Below are 21,594 nucleotides of genomic sequence, written 5' to 3' on the forward strand. Positions count from 1 at the left end.
CCCCTGGAAGACCCTGGGCTGTCGGGATCTGACGATGTCGACAGCCCGTTTTCGTTCACAGTCTTGCGGCAGGAAATCATGACCCAGCTTTATGGCCGCCGATCGGCAACCGCAGCGATCCTCGCCATTCCCCTGTGTGCCGCACGCAGCCCGGCGCGGAGCCGGTCGATCCGCGAGGGCGGCGCCGTCGCGGATGGCGCGACGATCAACACGCGTGCGATCCAGTCCGTCATCGATGCGCTCGCCCGTAGCGGTGGCGGCACCGTCGTCGTGCCGCGCGGGGTGTTCGTCAGCGGGGCGTTGTTCCTCAAGCCCGGCGTCCACCTGCACCTCGACGCGGGCGCGGTGCTGCGCTGCACGACCGACATGACGCATTTCCCGCCACGGCGGACCCGGATCGAGGGCCATTTCGAGGAGCGTTTCACCCCGGCGCTGATCAACGCCGACCGATGCGACGGCCTGCGGATCACCGGTCAGGGGACGCTGGACGGCGCCGGGCGGCCGATCTGGGACCTGTTCTGGCGGTTGCGCAATGCCGCGCCGGACCCGGGAAACTTTCCCAACCTCGGCGTGCCCCGCGCGCGGCTGGCGCTGATCGAACGATCGCGGGGCGTGACGATCGAAGGCGTCACGTTCAAGGATTCGCAATTCTGGAACCTGCACCTGTACCGCTGTCGCGACGTCACGGTGCGACGCGCGCGGTTCGAGGTGCCGGACGATTACAAGCAGGCCCCCAGCAGCGACGGCATCGATCTCGACAGCTGTCAGGACGTGCTGATCGACGGCTGCGATTTCTCGGTGACCGACGATTGCATCGCGGCCAAGGGATCGAAGGGGCCGCGCGCGATGGAGGATGCCGACAGCCCGCCGGTCGAGCGCATCCGGGTGCGCAACTGCCTGTTCCGCCGCGGGCATCAGGTGTTCTCGTGCGGCAGCGAGGCGACGATCATCCGCGACGTATCGGTCGAGGATTGCCGGGTGACGGGCGCGATGGTGCTCGCCCGGCTGAAGCTGCGGCCGGACACGCCGCAGCGGTACGAGAATATCCGGTTCCGCAACATCACGCTGGACAGCGACGGCGGATCGATCGTCGCGGTCGAGCCGTGGACGCAATATCGCGACCGGTCGGGCGAACCGCCGCGTTCGAAGGTCGATGGCCTGTCGTTCGTCGGCATCCGCGGCCGTTTCGGTGCGTTCGGCACGATCCGCCCCAATCCCGGCCAGACCGAGATCGGCAGCATCCTGTTCCGCGACGTGAACGTGCGGCTGACCCGCGACCGGCTGACGGCAACGGGCGTGCGCGACCTCCGCTTCGATCGGGTGATCGTCAACGGGCAGGTGCAGCGGAGTCCGGCCGCGTGAGGCGGATCGCGCTGGTCCTGTCCACCGCCTTGCTCGCGGCGCCGACCATGGGGCAGGTGCGCAGCGACGGCGGAACGGCGTTGTGGCAGCGGTTCGAGACGCCGCCCGCCGACGCGCGACCGATGGTGCGCTGGTGGTGGTTCGGTCCGTCGGTCGACGATGCCGAACTGTCGCGCGAGATCGCCGCGATGAAGGCGGGCGGCTTCGGCGGGTTCGAGGTGCAGCCGACCTATCCGCTGGCGCTCGACGGCCAGTTCGCCGGTGTGCGCAATGCGCCCTATCTGTCGGACGCCTTCATCGCGTCGCTGCGCCACGCCGGCGTGCGGGCGCGGGCCGAGGGGATGCGCATCGACGTGACGATCGGCAGCGGCTGGCCGTTCGGCGGACCGCATGTGCCGGTCGACGAGGCCTCGTCCGCGCTGCGCCGCATGGTCTTACCGGTGCCGGCGGGAGCCGACCGGATCGCCCTGCCGGCATGGGGGGCGGGGGAGACGCCCGTCGGCCTGTTCCTGGGCGATCGTCGTCTCGACATCGCCGCGCCGACGATCGTGCCGGCGGCGATCGCACGGGAGGCGCTGCTGTTCGTCGCAGGCCGTACCGGGCAGCAGGTCAAGCGTCCGTCGCTGGGTGCGGAGGGTTTCGTCCTCGACCACGCCAACGGGAGCGCGGTGCGGCGCCATCTGACGCAGGTGGGCGACAGGCTGCTGACCGCCTTCGCCGGGGCCGCGCCGCCGACGGCGATGTTCTCGGACAGTCTGGAGGCCTATGGCGCCGGCTGGACCGACGACCTGCCCGCCGAGTTCCGCCGCCGCCGCGGATACGATCTGCTCGACCATCTGCCCGCGCTGTTCGACGACCGGCCAGATGGCGCGGATGTCCGCTACGACTGGGCGAAGACGCTCTCCGAACTGGTCGACGAGCGCTATCTGCGGCCGATCACCGACTGGGCGCATGCGCATGGCACCCGGTTCCGCGCGCAGGTCTATGGCTTCCCGCCGCCGACGCTGTCGAGCAATGCGCTGGTCGACCTGCCCGAGGGGGAGGGTGCCGACTGGCGGCGCTTCACCTCGACGCGCTGGGCGACGTCGGCGGCGCATCTGTACGACCGGGCGGTGGTGTCGTCGGAAACCTGGACGTGGCTGCATTCGCCGACATGGGCGGCGACCCCGCTCGACATGAAGGTCGAGGCCGACCGGCATTTCCTGCAGGGCGTGAACCAGCTCGTCGGCCATGGCTGGCCCTATTCGCCGCCCGGTATCGCCGAACCGGGCTGGGCGTTCTACGCCGCCGCGGCGCTCAGCGATCACAATCCGTGGTATCCGGCGATGCCTGCCGTCACCGGCTATCTGGCGCGGGTCAGCGCGATGCTGCGCGAGGGGACCGCCGATCCCGACGTCGCGATCTATGTGCCGACCGAGGATGCGTTCGCGGCGATGCGACCGGCGCGGGCGTCGCTGAACGAAGCGATCCGCGCGCGGCTGGACCCGATGCTGGTCGACCGGGTGCTCGACGCGGGGCGTGCCGTCGACTTCATCGACGGCGCGGCGGTGCTGGCCGGCAAGCTGCGTCATCGTACGCTGGTCCTGCCGCAGATCGAACGCATCGATCCCGCGGCGTACCGCGCCATCGCGGACTATGCGGCGCGGGGCGGCACGGTGATTGCCCTCGGCGCGCTGCCGAGCCGTGGCGTCGGGCTGCGGGAGGCAGCGGCGGGGAACCGGACCGTCGCGGCGGTCTCGCGCGCGCTGTCGGGATCGGTGCGCGTCGTCGTCCCCGAGCGGCTTTCGGGCGAACTGGCGGCGCATGCCACGGTGGCGCTGGCGCGGCCCGATCCGGCGTTTGGTTTCGTCCGTCGGCGGTTACCCGCGGGCGACCTGTATTTCGTGGCGAACACCGGTCCGGTCGCGATCGATACGACCGCCCGCTTCGTCGGGGACACCGGCAATGGGCAATGGTGGGACCCGGTGACCGGCGAGCGAAGCCCCGCCGGGACCGGCGCCATCGCGTTGCGGCTGGCGCCCTATCAGTCGCGTATCCTGATCTTCGGCGACCGCGACATGCCTGCCGGCGCGGCATCCCGCGATCCCGGGACGATCGTCGTGCGCGACCTTTCGACCGGGTGGCGGACCAGCGTCGGCGCGCAGCTGCAACCTGGGCGGTCGTGGGACGGCGTTGCCGGACTGAAGGGCTATTCGGGGGCGATCACCTATACCCGCGAGGTCGAGACGCCGAAGGCAGGAGGCGGGCGGCTGCTCCTCGATTTCGGCGAGGGCCGTCTGCGGGCGGGGGATGGCGGGGCGGATCGGCCGCGTGCGGCGATCGACGCGCCGGTACGCGATGCGGCGACCGTCCGGGTGAACGGCCAGACGGCAGGCACGGTGTGGACCGCGCCGTGGCGGATCGACGTCACCCGCTGGCTGAAGCCGGGTCGCAATCGTGTGGAGGTGACGGTGATGAACACCGCGCTGAACGCGCTGGCGGCACGCCCCGCGCCCGACCGCCGGTTGCTGGTGGCGCGCTATGGCGACCGTTTCCAGGATCAGGACCAGGACAAGATCGTAGCGCAGCCATCGGGACTGATGGGGCGGATCACGCTGCTGCGGTCGCAGTAGACGACGGAATATTCGGATGGGAGAGCGACGGTGACACGGATGAAAACCGCAACATTCATGATCGGCACGATGTCCTGTCTGGCCGCCGTGCAAGCCATACCGGCCGCGGCGAAGGTGGTCGGGATGAATCAGCCGGCGGAGAGCGTGACGGCGGAGAGGATCGCGGCACTGCCAGCCGCCCGGCGCGGGATCTGGATGGCCTATCTTGCGCGGTCGCAGGCGGCGATGCGGGTCGACAAGGCGACACTCGCCGCCGAGCGCAAGCCGGGCGTTGCCGTTCCGGCGGCTCCGGCGACGGGCAATGGCGTGCTGACCATGCCGCTCGACCGGCCCGACGAATGGTATGCGGGTCCCGAAGCCCGCGCGGTCGCCAATACGATCGTGAGCTTTCAGACGCCGGCGGGTGGCTGGGGCAAGAACCAGCCGCGCGGAGCGGCGCGATTGCCGGGACAGGCCTATGTCTCCGACAATTCGAACGCGGCGGCGAAGCCCGGCGATTTCGATCCGACGCAAAGCTGGCACTACGTCGGCACGCTCGACAATGACGCGACCACGCACGAGATCCGGTTCCTCGCGAAGGTTGCGACGCGGCTGGGGCAGGGTGCGGCGGCACGACCGTATCGGGCCAGTGCCGAACGCGGCGTGCGGTATCTGCTCAACGCGCAATATCCCAACGGTGGGTGGCCGCAGGTCTGGCCGCTGGAGGGTGGATATCACGATGCGATCACGCTGAACGACAATGCGATGGCGCAGGTGCTCGGCCTGCTGACCGAGGTCGCCGATGGCAAGGGCGATTTCGCCTTCATGCCCGCTGCGACGCGATCGGATGCGCGTGCGGCGGCAGCGCGCGGCGTGGCGTGTATCCTTGCGATGCAGGTGGTGCGGGACGGGCGACGGACGGGCTGGGGCCAGCAGCACGACGCCCTCACCCTCGCGATCACGTCGGCGCGCAATTACGAACCGGCTGCGCTCGCCGCGCCGGAGAGCGCGGCCGTGCTGCGCTATCTGATGGGATTGCCGCGCCGCGATCCGGCGGTCGAGACCGCGATCGGCGCCGCGGCGGACTGGCTGCGGGCCAGCGCGATCCACGGGCAGGCATGGCGCGACGCGAACGATGGTCTCGGCCGGCGGCTGATCGCCGATCCCGCCGCACCGCCGGTATGGGCGCGTTTTTATAGCGTCGACGGCAACCAGCCGCTGTTCGGCGATCGGGACAAGACGCTGCACGACGATTACATGGAGCTGAGCACGGGTCGTCGCCGCGGCTATGCGTGGTTCGGCACCGCGCCGGGTGCGGTGCTCGCCGCCTACGATGCGCGCGTGGGGAAACGATAGCGTTTCCCCACGCGCGGTCAGCGCGGCGCGTCCTCGATCGTCGCACCGAGCAGGCCGATCACGACGTCGTTCGCGCGTGCGCGGATGGTGAGCGAGCGGAGCGACCGGCGCGGATCGAGCGGCAGGCCGAGCACGGTCGCCGCGCCCCCGTCGATCTCTTCGCCGGCACCGCCCGTGCGGACCCGTCCGGTCGCCAGGTCGATGCGCAGCGGCCGGGGGCCGGGCACGCGGAACTGATAATCGTCGATCAGATAGTCGCGTTCGATCGGCCACCATGTCGTCGGATTGTGCAAGGCCAGCCGCGCAGTGCCGCCATCGGCATACGTGACGATCACCTCGCCATTGTCGATGCGGCTCTGCATCGGGTTGGTCGTGCCCGTCATCAGCAGGCGCAGGAATCGTCCCTGCCCCGTCAGCGGCACGGTCGCGGTGTCGGGGTAGGCGTCCCACCGGGACACGAACACGGCGTTCGACCCTTCGCCCGGCGTACGGAAGCCGCCGCCGTCCGGTAGCCGGAACCAGCCGCCCGCAGCTTTGGCGGCACGACGCAGCCCGCCGTCATCGATCCTGGCGGTGGCGTTCACATGCCCCGCCCATGCGCCCAGACCCTGCGCGGGCAAGGCCAGCGAGACGAAGGGTGATCGCGGGCTACGGTATTTGCCGGCCTGAAAGATCGCGTCGATGCGATCGTTGAAGACGTGCGAGAGGTCGACCGCGCGCTGCGCACCGACGGGCGCGCGGTCGACGACGACCGGCGGTGCGGGCTGCGCAACCGGCGCACCGGTCGGGGCCAGCCAGCGCATCGCACCCTGTCGCTTCGCCACCAGCTGCGTACCGCCTGCGGGCGCGGGTACGATCGCCTGCCCCGACCAGTGGACGACCACCTCCGCCGTCGATCCGAACGCGGTGTCGATCAGGATCGCGGGCGCGCCCACCGCGTCGGCATCGCGCTTCCATGGCGCAGGGCGGCCATTCACGCTTACCGCCGCGACGTCGTCCCGCCGCGCGACCAGCCGGAGCTGCACCTGCGCGAACCGCGTGCCGGTCTGCCGCAGCGTCCAGCGGTCGCGATCCCCCTCGCGGCGGAAGGCGATGCCGATGTCGGGGTGATGCAGTTCGGCGTGATCCCAGTCCGCCGGCAGGCCGGGGCGCACGGTCAGGCGGCGGGCGATCGCGTCGGGGGCGAGGCCGAACAACCCCTCTACGATGGTGCGCGCCATCACGCCCGATCCGTCGGCGAAATCGCGCTGCGCCTCGCGTCGGTAGACGTCGAGGTAGTTCAGCGAACCGACGTTGCCGGGGCTGATCCCCATGTACATGCTGGCGAGCAGCGCAGCCTTGGCAAGCGTATAGGCCTGATCCGCGCGGCCGGCCTGCCACAGCGCCAGCGCGCTGTGCAGGTTCTCGCCCATCACCACGTTGTTGACCGACCAGCTATAGGGCATCCAGTCGCTCGAGGCGTAGACGGCGTACGGCCGGTCGGCGGGGACGCCGGGTCCCGCGACCGGGATCAGCGGCATGTCGCGCGTCACGGCATCCGCCATCCGCCAGGCTTCGCGCGTGGTGGGGACGCCCGAATCGACGACATGGTAGAAGCTCCACAGCCCGGCGCTCGGGTGCACCGCCCGCTCGCCCAGCCAGTCGCGATATTCGGCGAACCGGCCCTTGTCGGACAGCCACAGTTCGGCACGCATCGCCTGACCGATCAGCGCCGCCTCGCGATCGTAGGGGGCAGGGTCCTCTCCCAGCGCCCGCGCGATCCGTGCCGCCTGCCGGTTGTGATAGAGGTTGTAGGCGGAAGCATAGGCGACGCCGCCGCCCGAATAATGGATGTCGTCGCTCGCCCAGATCTGCGCATAGGCTTCGTAGAGGGGCAGGCCGCGCGGGCCGAACGGCCGGCGGAACAGCCGACGCTGCCACGCCAGATGGCGCTGGATCGCGGGCCATGCCTCCCGTGCGAAGCCGATGTCGCCGGTCCAGGCGAGGTGGCGGAACAGCGCGTCGATGAAGACCGCGTTCATGTCGTAATGCGAATTGGACAGGTCGCCGTTCGAATGCAGCGCGGTTTCGCTGCGCGCGAGATTGCTGGCCGCATCGGCGGGGGGCAGCGTCGCGGGCACGGGATCGACATTCTGGCGCGGCAGCCACGCCCGGAAATTCGCCAGCGCACGATCGTGCCAGCCGAGCGCGTCGAGCGCGTACGGACCGCGCCAGCCCAGCAGCTTCGTCCGCCACGCGACCGCCCCATGCATGATCGCGGACTGCGGACCGTCCCATACCGCGTCCGCGCCGACGTTGAGCGCACCGATGCTGGCGTCCAGCCACGGATCGGGCGTCGTGATGCGGACGCGCGCGCGCAGGGTCGCGAAATGCGCGCGCGCCGCCTCGAACGCCGCGGGCAGGGCGGTTGCGGCATAGGCCGTCGCGAGCGGCGGCAAGGGCGGCGCGGCGCGACGGTCGGCGCTGACCGCGGCGTAGGTCGCGAGATCGGCGTTCGTCTTCGGCGCATAGGCGGTGCGCTGGAGCAGCAGATGCGCGTCGCCGTCGAGGGCGAGCATGCCGATCGCGATGGGCCGGGCCGGGATTGCTCCGGCGCGGCGCGACGCGAACAAGGCCGCCGGATCGTCCCACCCCGTGGCATCGGCGATGCCGGTGATCGCGCCGTTGCGCACGGTGCCGGTGATCGTGCCGGGGGGACCGGCGATAGCGAAACGGTCGTGCCCCGCGAGCGTGACCGCGTTGCGCTCGGCCAGCGCCGGGCGGAACCCGAACCATTCGCTGATCGGCACCTTTTCCGTGCCGATGTCGCCGTCGCGCTTGCCACGCTGGCCATTCACCCCGCCGAACGACCACATCAATGCGGTTCCGGGGGCGATGCCGGCCCCGCGCGCCCGTACCGCCACGCCCTCCGTCGCCGCGAGCGCGACGACCGTCAGTTCGATCGTGCCGCCGAGCCGGGGATCGGCGATGCGATAGTCGAGCTCGCCGGGCCGATAGCGCGTCGTGATCGAGCGGGCGTCGTGCAGCCACCAGCTCTTCCCGTCGCGGCCCCGCACCGCAAAGCGGAGATTGCCGCCGCGGCCCGGCAGGTAGAGCACGAACTCCGGCCGGTCGCCGCCATCGACCCGGAATGCGGTGTTGCCGCCGTACAGCGGCCGGTTGAAACGTTCGGTCCCGTTCTCGATGACGAAGGCATCGCCGTCGGGCCGGTAGCGGATCGGGCGGTCGAGCCGGCCCTTCAGATTGGGCTGGACACCCTCGGTCGCGACCAGCGTCTGCGCCGCCGCCATCGGCGACCACGCCAGCACCATCATGGTCGCGCCGAGGAGCGAGTGCCGCAAACGAGGCAGGCGGGTCGACATCGTCACCTCAGCCGCCGCGAACCGCGGCACCGGTGCGGCTTTGCCATGCCGGATAGGCGGCGATGACGCGCGCAGGCATGGCGACCCACCAGCTGTAACCGTTGCGTCGCCCCGGCGAGAGGTCGTTGACGTCGTCATGGATCGACTTGTCCTTGTCGCCGAAGATCGGCCGACCGGTAACCAGATCGTAGTTGCGCGACCACAGGGGCCCGGCGCCGGGACGGGGGATCAGCTTGCGTCCTTCCGATCCGACCCTGGTGAAGGCGACGTCGTGCAACGCCGTGGCCTTCAGCCAGGCGACCCCCGCATCGATCGCTGCACGGACCGCGGGCGATGGCTTTGGCTCGCGCATCAGGAACATAAGGATGTCGGTCGTTTCCCCGCTGGCGATCGACCGGGGTTCGTAGTTGCGTGCGGAGATCGGCGCGAGCGTCAACGCATCGACCTGTTGCGGCCAGCCGGTCAGCCGTCCGTCCACGCGGACCTGCGCCCGCAGGATCATCGCGGTCACGCGCGTTGCGGCAGAACGGGCGCGGGCACGCAGACCGGCAGGCACGAAACGATAGCCGTCCGCTTCGCCGACCTCCTCCAGCAGCATCGCGACCTGTGCGACGGCATTGTCGTTGAAGGTGATGCCGTCGTGAAAGCCGCCTTCCAGCGGCCAGACCTGCGGCCAGCCGCCGTTGGGATATTGCGCGTTCAGCAGATATCGCACGCCCTTGACGGCGCTGGCGCGATACCGGTCGCCGTCGGAGCCGGGCAGGGCCGCCGCCAGCCGCGCGAGGAAGCGTATCTCCGTGGTGGTGGCGCCGTTGTCGATGGTTCCGACGAAGGTCCAGAACCGGTCTGCCGGCGCATCGAAATTGCCGGTGCCGACCTCCATCGTCTCGGCATCGTTGGCATAGCGTTGGCCGCGCAGCCGCGGTGCACCGCCGCGGTCCTGATTCTTGCTCCATCCCCCCGCGGGCGTCTGGAAACTGACCACGGTATCACCGATCCGTCGCGCCTCCGCCGTCGCATACCAGCCGGCATCGGCGTCCAGCCGCGCCTTCTTCTGTCCGCCGCCCACGGCCATGGGCGGTGGCGGCGGCGTTTCGCCGCGCCGCAATTCGGCGGCCAGCGTGCGACGATCGATCGCCATCTGCGCGTCCGACCGGTTGCGGTAGGCGCGCCAGACCCGTTGCTCCGCTGCCGGCAGACGAGCGATCCGCTCACGCGTCGGCGATGTCGCCGGTACGTTCGTGCCGATCACCTTCGCATCCGCCCCCGGCGATATCGCGGCGACCAGTATCGCCATGAGCGTCGTCGTCATCATCCGGTGCATGATCATTTCCCGTTCCGTACGCTACCGTCCTTGGCCGTCCACCGGGCGAAGGCGGCGATGACCACGAACGCGGCGGCGGGGATGAGCATCGCCGCCGTGATTCCCGCGCGATCGGACAGCCAGCCGATCGCCGCGGTCAGCAGGGCGCCGCCGATGATCGCCATGATCAGCAGCGACGATCCGGCACGGCGCAACGGCCCCAGACCCTCGACACCCAGCGCGAAGATCGTCGGGAACTGGATCGACATGAAGAAGCTGGTGCCGACGAGTGCGTACAGGCCGAACCGGCCCCCGACGGTCGCAGCCAGGATCGTCAGGACTGCCGCGATGCCGGCGAATACCGCGAGGATCGTAGCCGGGCGCACCCTCGCCATCGCGATGGTGCCGGCAAAGCGGCCGGCGGCGAACAGCACCAGCGATACGAACAGCGCATCCGCCGCCTCTCGCTCGCCGATACCGGGGATGTTCGCCTGCGCGTAGCGGATGGTGAAGCTCCACAGGCCCACTTGCGCACCGACGTAGAGCAACTGCGCCGCTGCCGCGAAGATCAGGCGCGGCCGGCGCGCGGCGGCCCGGATGCCCGACCACGACGCCACTGCCGGCGCGTCCGGATCGCCCGGCGGAAAGCGCAGGCAGGCCGCCACAGCCGCAAACGCCAGTACGATGCACCCGATCAGCAGATAGGGGGCCTGCACCGCGCGGACCTCCATGCCGTAATAGGCGAGCCGCTCCGCCGCCGTCATGGCACCCAGCGTGGCCTCGTCATGCTCGATGCCCGACAGGATGAAGTTGCGGCCGATCAGGATGCCCGTGATCGCGCCGACCGGGTTGGCGGCCTGCGCCCAGTTCAGCCGCCGCGCCGCAGCGGCGGGATCGCCGAGTTCGGTCATCAACGGATTCGCCGCCGTCTCCAGAAACGCGAGGCCCGACGCGATCACGAACAGCGCCAGCAGGAAAAGCGCATACAGGCTGCCCTCCGCCGCCGGATAGAACAGCAATGCGCCGCAGCCGTAGAGGATCAGGCCGGTGACGATCGCCGCCTTGTACCCGCGCGCGCTCATCAGCATCGCCGCGGGGATCGCGAACAGGAAATAGCCGAAATAGAATACTTGCTGGACGAAGCTGGTGCCGAAATCCGACAGCGCGAACGCCTTCCTGAACTGCGCGATCAGGATGTCGTTGAGGTTGTTCGCCATCCCCCACAGGAAGAACAGGCTGACCGTCAGCACGATGGCGGCGGTGTAGCGCGGTTTGGTCTGTCCGGCGGTCACGGTCGGCATGGCGTGGGTCCTAGCTGAGAGCGCGATCGAGGTGGACGTAGCCGCCGTCGGGGACGATCCATTGCCCGGTGGTGTGCGAGGCGCGGTCCGACAGCAGGAAGACGACCGTGTCGGCGATCTCGCGATCGGTCGTCATGCGATGGCCGAGCGGGATGCGCGCGGCAATCCGGTCCAGCTGTGCGTCGGGATCGTCCGTCGTCTCGATCCAGCGGCGGTACAGCGGTGTCATCACCTCCGCCGGCAGCACGGCGTTGACGCGGATGCCGTCCTTCGCCAGCGCCGCCGCCCATTCCCGTGTCAGCCCGAGTTGCGCCGCCTTGGCTGCGGCATAGCCGCTGGTGCCGCCCTGTCCGGTCAGTGCGACCTTGGACGAGATGTTGACGATCGACCCGCGCGCCGTCCGCAGATGCGGCAGGCAATGATGCGCCATGCCGTAATAATGAAACAGGTTCGCCCGCAGCGAGGCGGCGAAGGCATCCACCCCGGCGTCCAGCCCGACACTGTCGTTCGCGCCGGCGTTGTTGACCAGAGCATGGATGTGGCCGAACCGGTCGACGACCTGCGCCACCGCGCGGGCACAGGCGTCGTCGTCGGCAAGGTCGACCTGAACGAACAGCGACTGCGGTTGCAGCGTCGCCAGCCCGGCGGCGAATTCGTCGTCGAGGGTACGGCGACCGAGGATGACCGGGATCGCGCCCTCTTCGGCCAGCACGGTCGATATCGCACCGCCGATCCCCGATCCGCCGCCGGTCACGACGACGACCCTGTCCGCCAACCCCAGCTTCATGCCGCGACGGGGGGCACGAAGCGATAGCGGTCGAGCGAGGCGGGCTTCATCTCGATCGAGAAGCCCGGTCGCGTCGGCGGCATGTAGGCGGCGTTCCGGACCACGCAGGGATCGACGAAATGCTCATGCAGATGATCGACATATTCCGCCACGCGTCCCTCCATCGTGCCCGAGACCACGACATAGTCGATCATCGAGAGATGCTGGACATATTCGCACAGGCCGACCCCGCCGGCGTGCGGACAGACCGGCAGGTCGTATTTCGCGGCGAGCAGCAGCACCGCCAGCACCTCGTTGACGCCGCCCAGCCGGCAGGCGTCGATCTGGACCACGTCGATCGCGCCCGCAGCCATGAACTGTTTGAACATGATGCGGTTCTGGCACATCTCGCCGGTGGCGACCTTGACCTCGCCGATGCCGCGGCGGATCGCGGCATGGCCCAGCACGTCGTCGGGGCTGGTCGGTTCCTCGATGAACCACGGATCGGCGAAGGCGAGCGCGCGGACCCAGTCGATCGCCTCGGACACCTCCCAGATCTGGTTGGCGTCGATCATCAGCCGCACGTCCGGACCCGCCGCCTCTCGCGCGATCCTGAGGCGCCGGATATCGTCGTCCAGATCGCGACCGACCTTCAGCTTGACGTGGCGGAAGCCGGAATCGACGGCTTCGCGCACCAGCCGCCGCAGCTTGTCGTCGTCATAGCCGAGCCATCCTGCGGATGTCGTGTAGCATGGATAGCCCTGCGCCTCGATCGTCGCGATCCGATCCGCCTTGCCGTCCGCTTTCGTACGCAGCAGCGCCAGGGCGTCGTCAGGCGTCAGGCAGTCGGTCAGATAGCGGAAATCGATCGCGCGCACGAACTCCTCGGGTGTGAAATCGGCGACCAGCCGCCACAGCGGCTTGCCCGCATGCCTGGCCCACAGGTCCCAGACCGCGTTGACGACGGCACCCGTCGCCAGATGCATCGCGCCCTTGTCGGGGCCGATCCAGCGCAACTGGCTGTCGGCGGTGACATGCCGCCAGAAACGGCCCGGATCGGCGATGATCCAGTCGAGGTCCAGCCCGACGACAAGATGGCGCATCGCCTCGATCGCGGCGACGCAGATGTCGTTGCCGCGGCCGATGGTGAAGGTCAGCCCATGCCCCTCCAGCCCCGGGCGGTCGGTCTCCAGCACCACATAGGCGGCGGAATAATCGGGGTCGGGATTCATCGCATCCGATCCGTCGAGCGACTGGCTCGTCGGGAACCGGATGTCCTGCGTCCTCAATGCCGTGATCCGCGTCAAAACAGGCTCCATCCGCCGTCGATCACCGCGGTGGTGCCGGTGGTGAAGGCGCTTTCGTCGGATGCGAGGTGCACGGCGAGTGCGGCGATCTCGTCGACGCGTCCCAGTCGGCCGACCGGCTGGCGTGCGGCGAAGGCGGCATGCGCCTCCGCGACGCTCGACCCGTCGCGGTCGGCGCGTTCGCGCACACGCGCCAGCAGCGACGGCGTTTCGACCGTGCCGGGGCAGATCGCATTGCAGCGGACGCCGTCGCCGACGAAGTCCGCTGCCACCGCCTTGGTCATGCCGATGACCGCCGCCTTGGTCGTGCCATAGGCGAAGCGGTCGGGCACGCCGATGATCGACGATGCGACCGAGGCGATGTTGACGATCGAACCCTGCCGCTGCGCGATCATCGCCGGCAGACAGGCGCGGATCGTCCGGAACATCGCCGTCACGTTCAGCGCGAAGCTCGTGTCCCAGTCGTCGAACGTGCAGTCGAGCGCGCTGCCGGCGTGGACGATCCCCGCCGCATTCACCAGCACGTCGATCGCACCCGTCCGTTCGGGTAACCGGTCGATCGCCGCGTGATCGAGCAGGTCGAGAACGATCGGGTGCGCCGCGTCACCGAGCAGCGCGGCGTCGCGATCCAGCGCGAACACGGTCGCACCTTCACGTTCGAATGCCGCGACGATCGCATGCCCGATTCCCTGACCCGCCGCCGTGACGAGCACGCGCTTGCCCTCCAGTCGTCCGCCCATCCGCTCCTGCATTCTTTCTGAAACTATGTTTTACAGGTGGAAGCTAGCTGGATGGCGGGGGCTAGGCAAGAACGCTTTTCAACCCGTCGCTGTCGTGAGAAACCGCGAATATGACCGAGAAGAGCACAAAGTCGCGCAGCGCCTATGCCGCGCCCGCACTGGAACGAGGCTTCGACATCCTCGAATTGCTGGCGACCATGCCTGCCGGTCTGACGATCAGCGAGATCGCGCAGCAGCTTGGACGATCGATGAGCGAGGTGTTCCGCGTGACGATCGTGATGGAGCGGCGCGGCTGGCTGCGGAAGGACCCGCAGTCGGACCATTACAGCGTCTCCTACTGGATGCTGGATGTCGCCTATCGCGCGACGCCGGCACGATCGCTGGCCACGGTTGCCGCGCCGGTCATGCAGTCGCTGGTCTCGGCGACCAACCAGTCCTGCCATCTGGTCGTCCGGGCGGAGGCGCGCGGGCTGGTCGTCCAGCGGATCGAGAACCTGGGTCCGGCGGGGTTCGCGATGCGCGCCGGCGCGGTGATCGATCTCGTCACCAGTTGTTCGGGGCATGTGCTGCTGGCCTTCGCCGACGACGCGCAACGCGATGCCATCATCGCCGCCCAGCCGGCGGACGCAGCCGCCGCGATACGCAAGCTGCGACCGCATCTGGCGGTCGTGCGGGCGCAGGGATACGAGATGAGTCCCAGCGCGCGCGCGTCCGGCGTCACCGATATCAGCGTGCCGATCTTCGCCTTCGGCGGTGCGATCACCGCGGCGTTGACGGTGCCCTATCTCGAGATGATCGACGGCTCCCAACGCACCGATCTGGTGGCCACGCGCGAGATGCTGATGGCGGCGGGCGCGGCGATCTCGGAGTCGCTGGGTGCATCCTCCGGACCGCGTCGTCCCGACTGAGTGTCCCGACCGCTGACGGGAAACCCGGGATAACGCCCGTCAGGCGGCGGCAAAGCGGCGATTGTACAAGGCGGCCGCGGCGGGCATGGTCGCGGCAGGATGCCTCAGGGGAATAAAACAACATGAACCGCCTGCTCACCGCGTTTACCTGCGTCGCCACGCTCGGGGCCACGGCCGTCGTCGCACAGACCGTCGCACCGTCGAAGGAGATCGCCGCCGCTGTCCAGTCGCCGACGCGGACCCCGGCGAACCGGGCGCGCGATGCCTATCGTCACCCGGCGCAGACATTGGCCTTCTTCGGCGTGAAGCCGACGCAGACCGTCGTCGAGTTCCTGCCGGCCGGCGGCTGGTATGCCGAAATCCTCGCGCCACTGGTGAAGGGTCGCGGGCATTACATCGCATTGGTGCCGACCACCCAGGCCGAGCGTACCCGCACCGCGTTCGCCGACAAGGCATCCGTCTATGGTTCGACGCAGGTCGCCACGATCGACTTCAAGACGGGGGCATCGTCGATCCCGGCCGGCAGCGCGGACGTGGTGCTGACGTTCCGCAACGTCCACAACCTGCTGATGCAGGACGATCCCGCGGTGGCGGAGCGCGTTTTCAAGGCGTTCTATGCGGCGTTGAAGCCGGGCGGCGTGCTGGGTGTCGTCGACCATCGCCTGCCCGAACAGATGGATTCGGCGCGCGAGAAGACGAGCGGTTACATCAAGCGGTCGACGATCGTCCGGCTGGCGCAGGCGGCGGGTTTCCGGATTGCCGGCGAATCCGCGATCAACGCGAATCCCAAGGATACGCACGACCATCCGGAAGGCGTCTGGACGCTGCCCCCGACATATCGGCTGAAGGATGTGGATCGTGCGAAATACGCCGCGATCGGCGAAAGCGACCGCATCACGATCAGGTTCGTGAAAGCGCGCTGATCGTTTCAGGACGGGAGCGTGCCGTAACCGCTCGCTCCCGGCCGTCTCGGCCCGACTGCTATTCCAGGTCGTTCTCGCTGATGACGACCACCGTCTGGTCGGGATTGCGGGCAAGCGCGCTCAGGCCGGCCTCGGCGATCTCGTCGGAAAAGCGGTTGAACATCTCGATAGCGTCGTCGTCCTCGGGTGCATCGCCGCTCAGGGCTTCCAGCACGTCGTACTGGACGGCGAACTGCACCTCGTCCGCATCGACCTCTCCGGAAAATTCCACCTGCCGTTCGGTGGGATTGTCCTGAACGGACGCGATGTCGATATCGAGCTTGTCGGCAGCCATGGTAACCTTTCAGATCTGTCGGCCCGTGTCGCCGGACCGATCGCCATAGCGCCGGACGTTCTTCAATGTTCCCTGCCGGTCGTCACACGGAGGCGATCACGCTCCCCATTCCGGACCGTCGTCATCCGGATAGAAGCCGTGTGGGTCGGCGTCTGCCCGGCGCGATCGACGCGATGGCGACGAGGACGCCTCCGGCGGACGGTCCGGCAGCGTCGGAGCATCGCCGCCGAATCGCACCCGGACGAATGCCGACCCGCCGTCCAGTGCCTGGAAGATCGCCCTCACCGATTCGCCGCGGGCGATCCGCGCGCCGATATAGGGCGCCCGCTCGGCCGTGACGTAGCCGATCTGCACGCCGCGCGGCCCGACCACGGCGATCGCATGACTGTCGTGCCTGTTCTTCGGCTCCGGCACCAGCTCGACCGGTTCGCCGGGCAGCGTCATCATGATCTCGGACCGGCGATTGCTGCCGTTCCCGTTCGGGAAGTCGATGCCGACGATGGCGAGGGTCAGTTCCTGCATGCCCGTCCTCCATACTCTTGCGGCCCGGCGTCGAACGCATATTGTGGGCCGATGGCTGATTTCGATGACAGTTTCGATCCCGAACTCGGGGCGGCATGCAACCGGCTGGCGGCCTGGGTCGAACCGTTACCGGAAGGCGCCGTGATCGATCCGGTCTCGCGGCTTACCGAGCGGGACCTGGCGCTGATATTGCGACGTCTGCATGCCACTCGCCTCGCCGGGGATGCGCAGGACCGACCCATGAACGAGCCGCCCCGCAGCGCCGGTCGCGCCTCGGTACCGCTCACCGCGAAGAGCTGACGTCCGGTTCGGGGGGCGGGCCGGGGCTCGCCCGCGCGACGCGGACGATCACCGCGGTCGACAGCAGGATCGACGTGACCATCGCACCGATGGCCAGCAGGCCGGACGTATCGATCGCCAGCTCTGCCCGAACGATCGACCGGCGCCCGATCCTGACCTTGAGCCGGGCATGATGGCGCGCATTGTGCAGAGGCCCCATCACGCCGCCTGGCTGATATCGGGAGCGGTCGCGATGTCGGTCACCACGTCCACCGCCGACGCCAGCGAACCGACATAGCTGTCCGCGCCCAGCACGCGCTGGATCTGTTCGTCGCTAAGCGCCGCTTCACCCTGCGGCCACAGCCCCACCAGGATGTGCGCGCCCGGTGCTTCGCGGCGAAGGCGCCGGACGAGATACCGCAAGTGGCTGGGGCTGCCGCCGATTTCCAGATACGACAGACAGATCATGCGGGTGCCGCTGTAATCGACGCGCTGGACGGCATCGCGCGCGACGGCGGCATGCGGGATACGCCGCGTGCCGAACCCGCGCCGGGCGAGCAGTTGCGCCAGCATCGCGGTGACCGCGTCGTCCAGCACGCCGCGGCCGGCGATGCAGGTCACGGCATGGCTTTCCCGCCAGTCGTCCGGCGCCTGCGTGGTGCCGGACGCCGGCACGACCATCCCCGTCGTATCGGCGGCCGGCATCGGGTTGAGCGTCTTTGCGACCGGTGCCGCTGCCAGCAGTCCATCATCCTGCTCGCTGAGTTCATCGACGACCGTCGACATGGCGTGGACGATCCGCTCCGCACCGGCGCGATCCACGACGCCGCGACGCGCGTCTTCGGCCGCCAGTTTCAGACCACCGAGTGCGACCTCGTCGTAATAACTGGCGAGCGAGCGGTCCTTCAGCAGCAGTTCCGCCTGCTCCAGCGCTTCTTCGGGATCGGCCGCCAGCATCCGCTGGTAGAAGCTCTCGACCGGGGTCAACGCCGGTCGATCGCCAAGCAGGATATCGAGGAATTCCAGCGCCGGAACATGGCGGCCCAGCACCACAAGGCACAGCGTCAGCGGCATCGACAGGACCAGACCCACCGGTCCCCAGATCCAGGTCCAGAACACCGCGGCGAGGATGACGGACAAGGGCGAAAGGCCCGTCGAATGGCCGTAGAGCAGCGGCTCGACGACATAGCCGATCAGCGGCTCGACCACCGCGAACAGCACCGCCACCTCGATCACCATCGTCCAGCCGGGATCGACGCCCGCTGCCAGCGCGAGAGGCAAGGCGGCGCCGAGCAACGCACCGACATAGGGTACGAACCGCAGGATCCCTGCGAGGATGCCCCACAATGCCGGCACCGGTACGCCGATCGCCCACAATCCGGTGCCGATGACGATCCCGAAGCTGGTGTTCACCGCCAGCTGCGACAGGAAATATTTGGACAGGCGCGCGCCGGCGTCGTCCATCGCCAGCGTGGTGCGGTGCAGGTCCGACGATCCGAACAGCCGGATCATCCGATCGCGCAGATCCTCCTTCTGCATCAGGATGAAGATCGCCACGACGAGGACGATGACGAACGTCTCGAACGGCCCGACGACCGGGCCGAGCACCTGTCCCGCGACGGTGAAGGCGTCGGGTTCGCGATCGGTGACGCGAACGGGCACGGGTTCGCGCGACCGGCTCGCCAGCACACGCTCGACATTGCTTTGCGGCGGTCCGGCGGCGGCGCGTGGCGGTGGCGCCTTGTCCTGTGCGAAGAAGGCGACGCGATCGGCCGCGAAGCCCTTTGCCGAGGCCACCTTGTCGTCGATCGTCCGCAGATATCCGGGTGCGTCGTCGGCAAGCGAAGCGACCTGCATGCCGACGAGCGTGCCGACGCCGCCCAGCAATCCCAGCGCCGCCAGCACCGATATCATCACCGCCAGCCCCTTGGGCAAGCGGGCGTGACGCAGCGCGGCGACCACCGGCGACAGGACAAACGACAGCAGGATGGCGAGCGTGATCGGGATCAGCACGTCCTTCGCGAAGAACAATCCCGCTATGACGACCACGCCGACGGCCAGCCCCAGCAGGCCGTTCATGCCCGGCACTTGCGCGGGCACGACCCGCGCGGGTCCTGCGAGCGACGCGCTGTCTACAGCTTTGCGGTCGCCCTGATCCATGTTTCACCCCTGATGTTGTGGATCGCGAACGAACGGCGGGGTGGCGAGTTCACGGCGGTGTAAGAATTGCTGCCGTTACGGCACGACCAGCGGCGTGCCGGGTGACCATCGCGTCACCCGGCCGGCGATCACTTCTTGCGGGCGCGCTTCGGCGCTGCCGCGGCCTCGGCGTCTTCTTCCTCGTCCGGCTGGTCCTCGCCGGCCTCGGTCAGGGCTTCGCCCAATGCCTTCAGCTTGTCCTGCGACTTGTCCGCCTTGTCGGCGATCCTGGTGGTGGCGGTGCCCAGCCGGTGCAGCAGGGCATGGACCCGGTCGCCGTCCGGCGTATCCTTTTCCAGCTGCTTGCGCAGGGATGCGAGGTCGCGCAGGATGCCCTTGGCGCCCGGCACGTCGACATCGGCGAGTGCGGCTTCCCAGTCCTCGACCATATCGGCGCCCTTGCTGGCCTTGGTCTCGTCGAGACCACGATTGATCGCGTTCATCGTTCCGGCAAATTTGACGGCCATCGGCGTAATCCTCTCACATGGGATAGGTCCCGGGCTGCGAACGAGGTGTGGGTGGAATGGCTCCGCCGACGCGGCGGCGATCGTATTGATGCATCGCAAGTCACCCCCGGGTACGCACCTCCTGCAGGTCCAGCTCGCGGATCAGCTTCTGCGCGACGCTGCTGCCGATCCGGCGTTCGCGTGCCGTTTCGAGGATCGCCTTGCGCTCCGCCTTCAGCCCGCGCAGCCGCAGGTCGCGCTCCACCCGGTCCTGCAACCGTGCCTCGGCGGATACCCTTGCCCCCTGACTGCGGCTCTCGATCCGGTCGCGATAGAGGTCCATGATGCGGCTGCCCGCCGCGGAGTAGAAATCGGCGTTGCCGTGCGCCTCCGCCAGTTCGTGCTGGGCGTGTTCGATCTCGCGGATCGCCGCTTCGCAGGCGGCGACCCGCGCGGCATCCTCCTCGGCCTGCGACGATGGCTCGGCGGGCAGCGTCAGGTCCTTGAGCAGGATCGGCAGCAGCAGGCTGGCGATGATGAGGGAGGCGATGATGACGCCCGCCGCCAGAAAGATCGCGAGGTCGCGTGCCGGAAACGGCGATCCGTCGTCGAGCGCCAGTGGCAGCGTCAACACACCCGCCAACGTGATCGCCCCGCGCACTCCGGCAAACGACATCGCGGCGATCAGGCGCCAGTCGGGACTGCGCAATGCGCCGTCGGGGGCGTCGCACCGCTGGCGCAGCAGCGTCAGCCGCAGCGATATCCAGACCCAGCCGAACCGCAGCGTGGCGAGGCCGACGACGATCGCGACGACATAGGCGCCCAGCCACAGGGGATTGGCGTGGCCGGTGATGCGGACGGTTTGTGCCGCGCCCGCCAGTACGCCCGGCAATTGCTCGCCGAGCAACACGAAGATGATGCCGTTCAGTGCGAACTGGATCGTATCCCACACCGAATTGCGACGCATGCGGGTCGCCGCCATCGCCTGGCGCGAGATTTCGGCGAAGGTCATGGTCACGCCCGCAGCGACCGCGGCGAGGATACCGGAGGCGTGGACATGCTCGGCCAGCAGATACGATCCGAACGGGATCAGCAGGCTGACGAGGATCTGCGATGCGGTTTCCTCGCCATAGCGGCGCGATACCCATGCCTTGGCGCGCGTCGCGGCGATGGTGACGGCCACGCCGATCACGATCCCGGCGATCGCCACCCACGCGAAATTCACGGCGGCGGCGGCGGGCGAGAAACTGCCGGTCAGCGCCGCGGCCACGGCGAAGCGCAGGCATACCAGCCCCGATGCGTCGTTGAGCAGCGATTCCCCTTCGAGGATGTGCATCATCCGCCTGGGAATCGGTACGCGCGCGGCGATGGCGGACACCGCGATCGGATCGGTCGGCGATACCACCGCGGCGAGGGCAAAGGCGACCGCGAGCGGCATGGCCGGGATCATCCAGTGGATCAGCAACCCCATGCCGATCACGGTCAGCAGCACCAGTCCCAGCGCCAGTTCGAGGACGACCGGTAGATCCTTCAGCAATTCGTCCTTGGGAATGCGCCAGCCGTCGAGGAACAGCAGCGGCGGCAGGAACAGCAGCAGGAACAGCTCGGGATCGAGCTCGACCCGATAGGATGTCGACAGGCCGATCAGCCCGCCGAGCACGATCTGCACCAGCGGCGTCGGGATCGGCAGCGGCAACATCCGCGACACCGCGCCGCTGACCACCACGGCCAGCAACAGAAACAGAACGATCGAGATGACTTCCAACGCTTAACTCCGTCGACCGGATGTGACGGGCGGGGTCTAGTGCCGTCGACCGGCGATGGCGACCGCTTCATGCCCCGTACGCCATCGGTCCTCCGGAAGGGGCGATCCTCCGGAAGGGGCGATCCTCCGG

General features: G+C 68.8%; 18 protein-coding genes. 6 read left to right on the forward strand and 12 right to left on the reverse strand.

What is annotated here, in order from left to right; translation table 11 throughout:
• Positions 1-78 precede the first annotated feature (78 nt).
• Genes LRA87_RS00480 through pelA (LRA87_RS00490) form a run of 3 tightly spaced genes read left to right on the forward strand, consistent with a single transcriptional unit; the run spans position 79 to position 5,309 of the window.
• Positions 79-1,362, forward strand: coding sequence for a glycoside hydrolase family 28 protein (locus tag LRA87_RS00480; RefSeq protein ID WP_230628452.1), 1,284 nt, complete (start codon positions 79-81; stop codon positions 1,360-1,362).
• Positions 1,359-3,974 carry a glycosyl hydrolase gene (locus LRA87_RS00485; RefSeq protein WP_230628453.1) on the forward strand — a complete coding sequence of 872 codons (2,616 nt, stop codon included), beginning with the start codon at positions 1,359-1,361 and terminating at the stop codon, positions 3,972-3,974. The genes LRA87_RS00480 and LRA87_RS00485 overlap by 4 nt, the downstream gene beginning before the upstream one ends.
• A 39-nt stretch (positions 3,975-4,013) precedes the next feature.
• Positions 4,014-5,309, forward strand: coding sequence for a pectate lyase (gene pelA / locus LRA87_RS00490; RefSeq protein ID WP_230628454.1), 1,296 nt, complete (start codon positions 4,014-4,016; stop codon positions 5,307-5,309).
• 17 nt (positions 5,310-5,326) lie between these two features.
• Here pelA (LRA87_RS00490) and LRA87_RS00495 read toward each other — a convergent pair whose 3' ends face one another.
• Genes LRA87_RS00495 through LRA87_RS00520 form a run of 6 tightly spaced genes read right to left on the reverse strand, consistent with a single transcriptional unit; the run spans position 5,327 to position 14,088 of the window.
• Entirely contained in the window at positions 5,327-8,671 is a 3,345-nt protein-coding gene (locus LRA87_RS00495) for a DUF4450 domain-containing protein (RefSeq protein ID WP_230628455.1), read from the reverse strand.
• A gap of 7 nt (positions 8,672-8,678) precedes the next feature.
• Positions 8,679-10,001: a pectate lyase gene (pelA, locus tag LRA87_RS00500; RefSeq protein ID WP_230628456.1), complete on the reverse strand. Its 1,323-nt coding sequence runs from the start codon at positions 9,999-10,001 to the stop codon at positions 8,679-8,681.
• The gene (gene fucP, locus LRA87_RS00505; RefSeq protein WP_230628457.1) at positions 9,998-11,275 is read right to left on the reverse strand and encodes an L-fucose:H+ symporter permease; all 1,278 of its coding nucleotides are present in this window, start codon (positions 11,273-11,275) and stop codon (positions 9,998-10,000) included. The genes pelA (LRA87_RS00500) and fucP overlap by 4 nt, the downstream gene beginning before the upstream one ends.
• A 10-nt stretch (positions 11,276-11,285) precedes the next feature.
• Positions 11,286-12,050 carry an SDR family oxidoreductase gene (locus LRA87_RS00510; RefSeq protein WP_230628458.1) on the reverse strand — a complete coding sequence of 255 codons (765 nt, stop codon included), beginning with the start codon at positions 12,048-12,050 and terminating at the stop codon, positions 11,286-11,288.
• 8 nt (positions 12,051-12,058) lie between these two features.
• The gene (locus LRA87_RS00515; RefSeq protein WP_230628459.1) at positions 12,059-13,360 is read right to left on the reverse strand and encodes an L-fuconate dehydratase; all 1,302 of its coding nucleotides are present in this window, start codon (positions 13,358-13,360) and stop codon (positions 12,059-12,061) included.
• A complete protein-coding gene (locus LRA87_RS00520; RefSeq protein ID WP_230628460.1) occupies positions 13,345-14,088 on the reverse strand; it encodes an SDR family oxidoreductase in 744 nt (247 codons plus the stop codon). Before LRA87_RS00520 ends, LRA87_RS00515 begins: the two co-directional genes overlap by 16 nt.
• Positions 14,089-14,198: 110 nt before the next feature.
• Here LRA87_RS00520 and LRA87_RS00525 point away from each other — a divergent pair, with 110 nt between their 5' ends.
• Together LRA87_RS00525 and LRA87_RS00530 are read left to right on the forward strand one after the other, a co-directional pair.
• On the forward strand, positions 14,199-14,996 hold the full coding sequence (locus LRA87_RS00525) for an IclR family transcriptional regulator (protein ID WP_230628461.1): 798 nt from the start codon (positions 14,199-14,201) through the stop codon (positions 14,994-14,996).
• Positions 14,997-15,118: 122 nt separating this feature from the next.
• Complete coding sequence (locus LRA87_RS00530; RefSeq protein ID WP_230628462.1) at positions 15,119-15,919, forward strand: class I SAM-dependent methyltransferase; 801 nt, start codon at positions 15,119-15,121, stop codon at positions 15,917-15,919.
• Between the two features lie 58 nt (positions 15,920-15,977).
• On the opposite strand, the gene LRA87_RS00535 is transcribed toward LRA87_RS00530, so the two are convergent.
• Both LRA87_RS00535 and LRA87_RS00540 read right to left on the reverse strand, forming a co-directional pair.
• Positions 15,978-16,253, reverse strand: a complete 276-nt coding sequence (locus tag LRA87_RS00535) for a DUF1488 family protein (protein ID WP_230628463.1) — start codon at positions 16,251-16,253, stop codon at positions 15,978-15,980.
• A gap of 96 nt (positions 16,254-16,349) precedes the next feature.
• Positions 16,350-16,775, reverse strand: coding sequence for an HIRAN domain-containing protein (locus LRA87_RS00540; RefSeq protein ID WP_230628464.1), 426 nt, complete (start codon positions 16,773-16,775; stop codon positions 16,350-16,352).
• A 51-nt stretch (positions 16,776-16,826) separates the two neighbouring features.
• On the opposite strand from LRA87_RS00540, the gene LRA87_RS00545 reads away from it, so the two are divergent.
• Positions 16,827-17,075: a hypothetical protein gene (locus tag LRA87_RS00545; protein WP_230628465.1), complete on the forward strand. Its 249-nt coding sequence runs from the start codon at positions 16,827-16,829 to the stop codon at positions 17,073-17,075.
• Here the strand turns inward: LRA87_RS00545 and LRA87_RS00550 are convergent.
• The 4 genes from LRA87_RS00550 to LRA87_RS00565 all read right to left on the reverse strand — a co-directional run bounded on the left by LRA87_RS00550 (position 17,059) and on the right by LRA87_RS00565 (position 21,464).
• A complete protein-coding gene (locus LRA87_RS00550; RefSeq protein ID WP_230628466.1) occupies positions 17,059-17,274 on the reverse strand; it encodes a hypothetical protein in 216 nt (71 codons plus the stop codon). The genes LRA87_RS00545 and LRA87_RS00550 overlap by 17 nt on opposite strands.
• Positions 17,274-19,214: an AI-2E family transporter gene (locus tag LRA87_RS00555; protein ID WP_230628467.1), complete on the reverse strand. Its 1,941-nt coding sequence runs from the start codon at positions 19,212-19,214 to the stop codon at positions 17,274-17,276. The genes LRA87_RS00550 and LRA87_RS00555 overlap by 1 nt, the downstream gene beginning before the upstream one ends.
• A gap of 128 nt (positions 19,215-19,342) precedes the next feature.
• On the reverse strand, positions 19,343-19,720 hold the full coding sequence (locus tag LRA87_RS00560; protein WP_230628468.1) for a hypothetical protein: 378 nt from the start codon (positions 19,718-19,720) through the stop codon (positions 19,343-19,345).
• 100 nt (positions 19,721-19,820) lie between these two features.
• Positions 19,821-21,464 carry a Na+/H+ antiporter gene (locus tag LRA87_RS00565; RefSeq protein ID WP_230628469.1) on the reverse strand — a complete coding sequence of 548 codons (1,644 nt, stop codon included), beginning with the start codon at positions 21,462-21,464 and terminating at the stop codon, positions 19,821-19,823.
• Positions 21,465-21,594 lie beyond the last annotated feature (130 nt).

The organism is Sphingomonas sp. Leaf37, from assembly GCF_920939475.1.
Lineage (GTDB): Bacteria > Pseudomonadota > Alphaproteobacteria > Sphingomonadales > Sphingomonadaceae > Sphingomonas.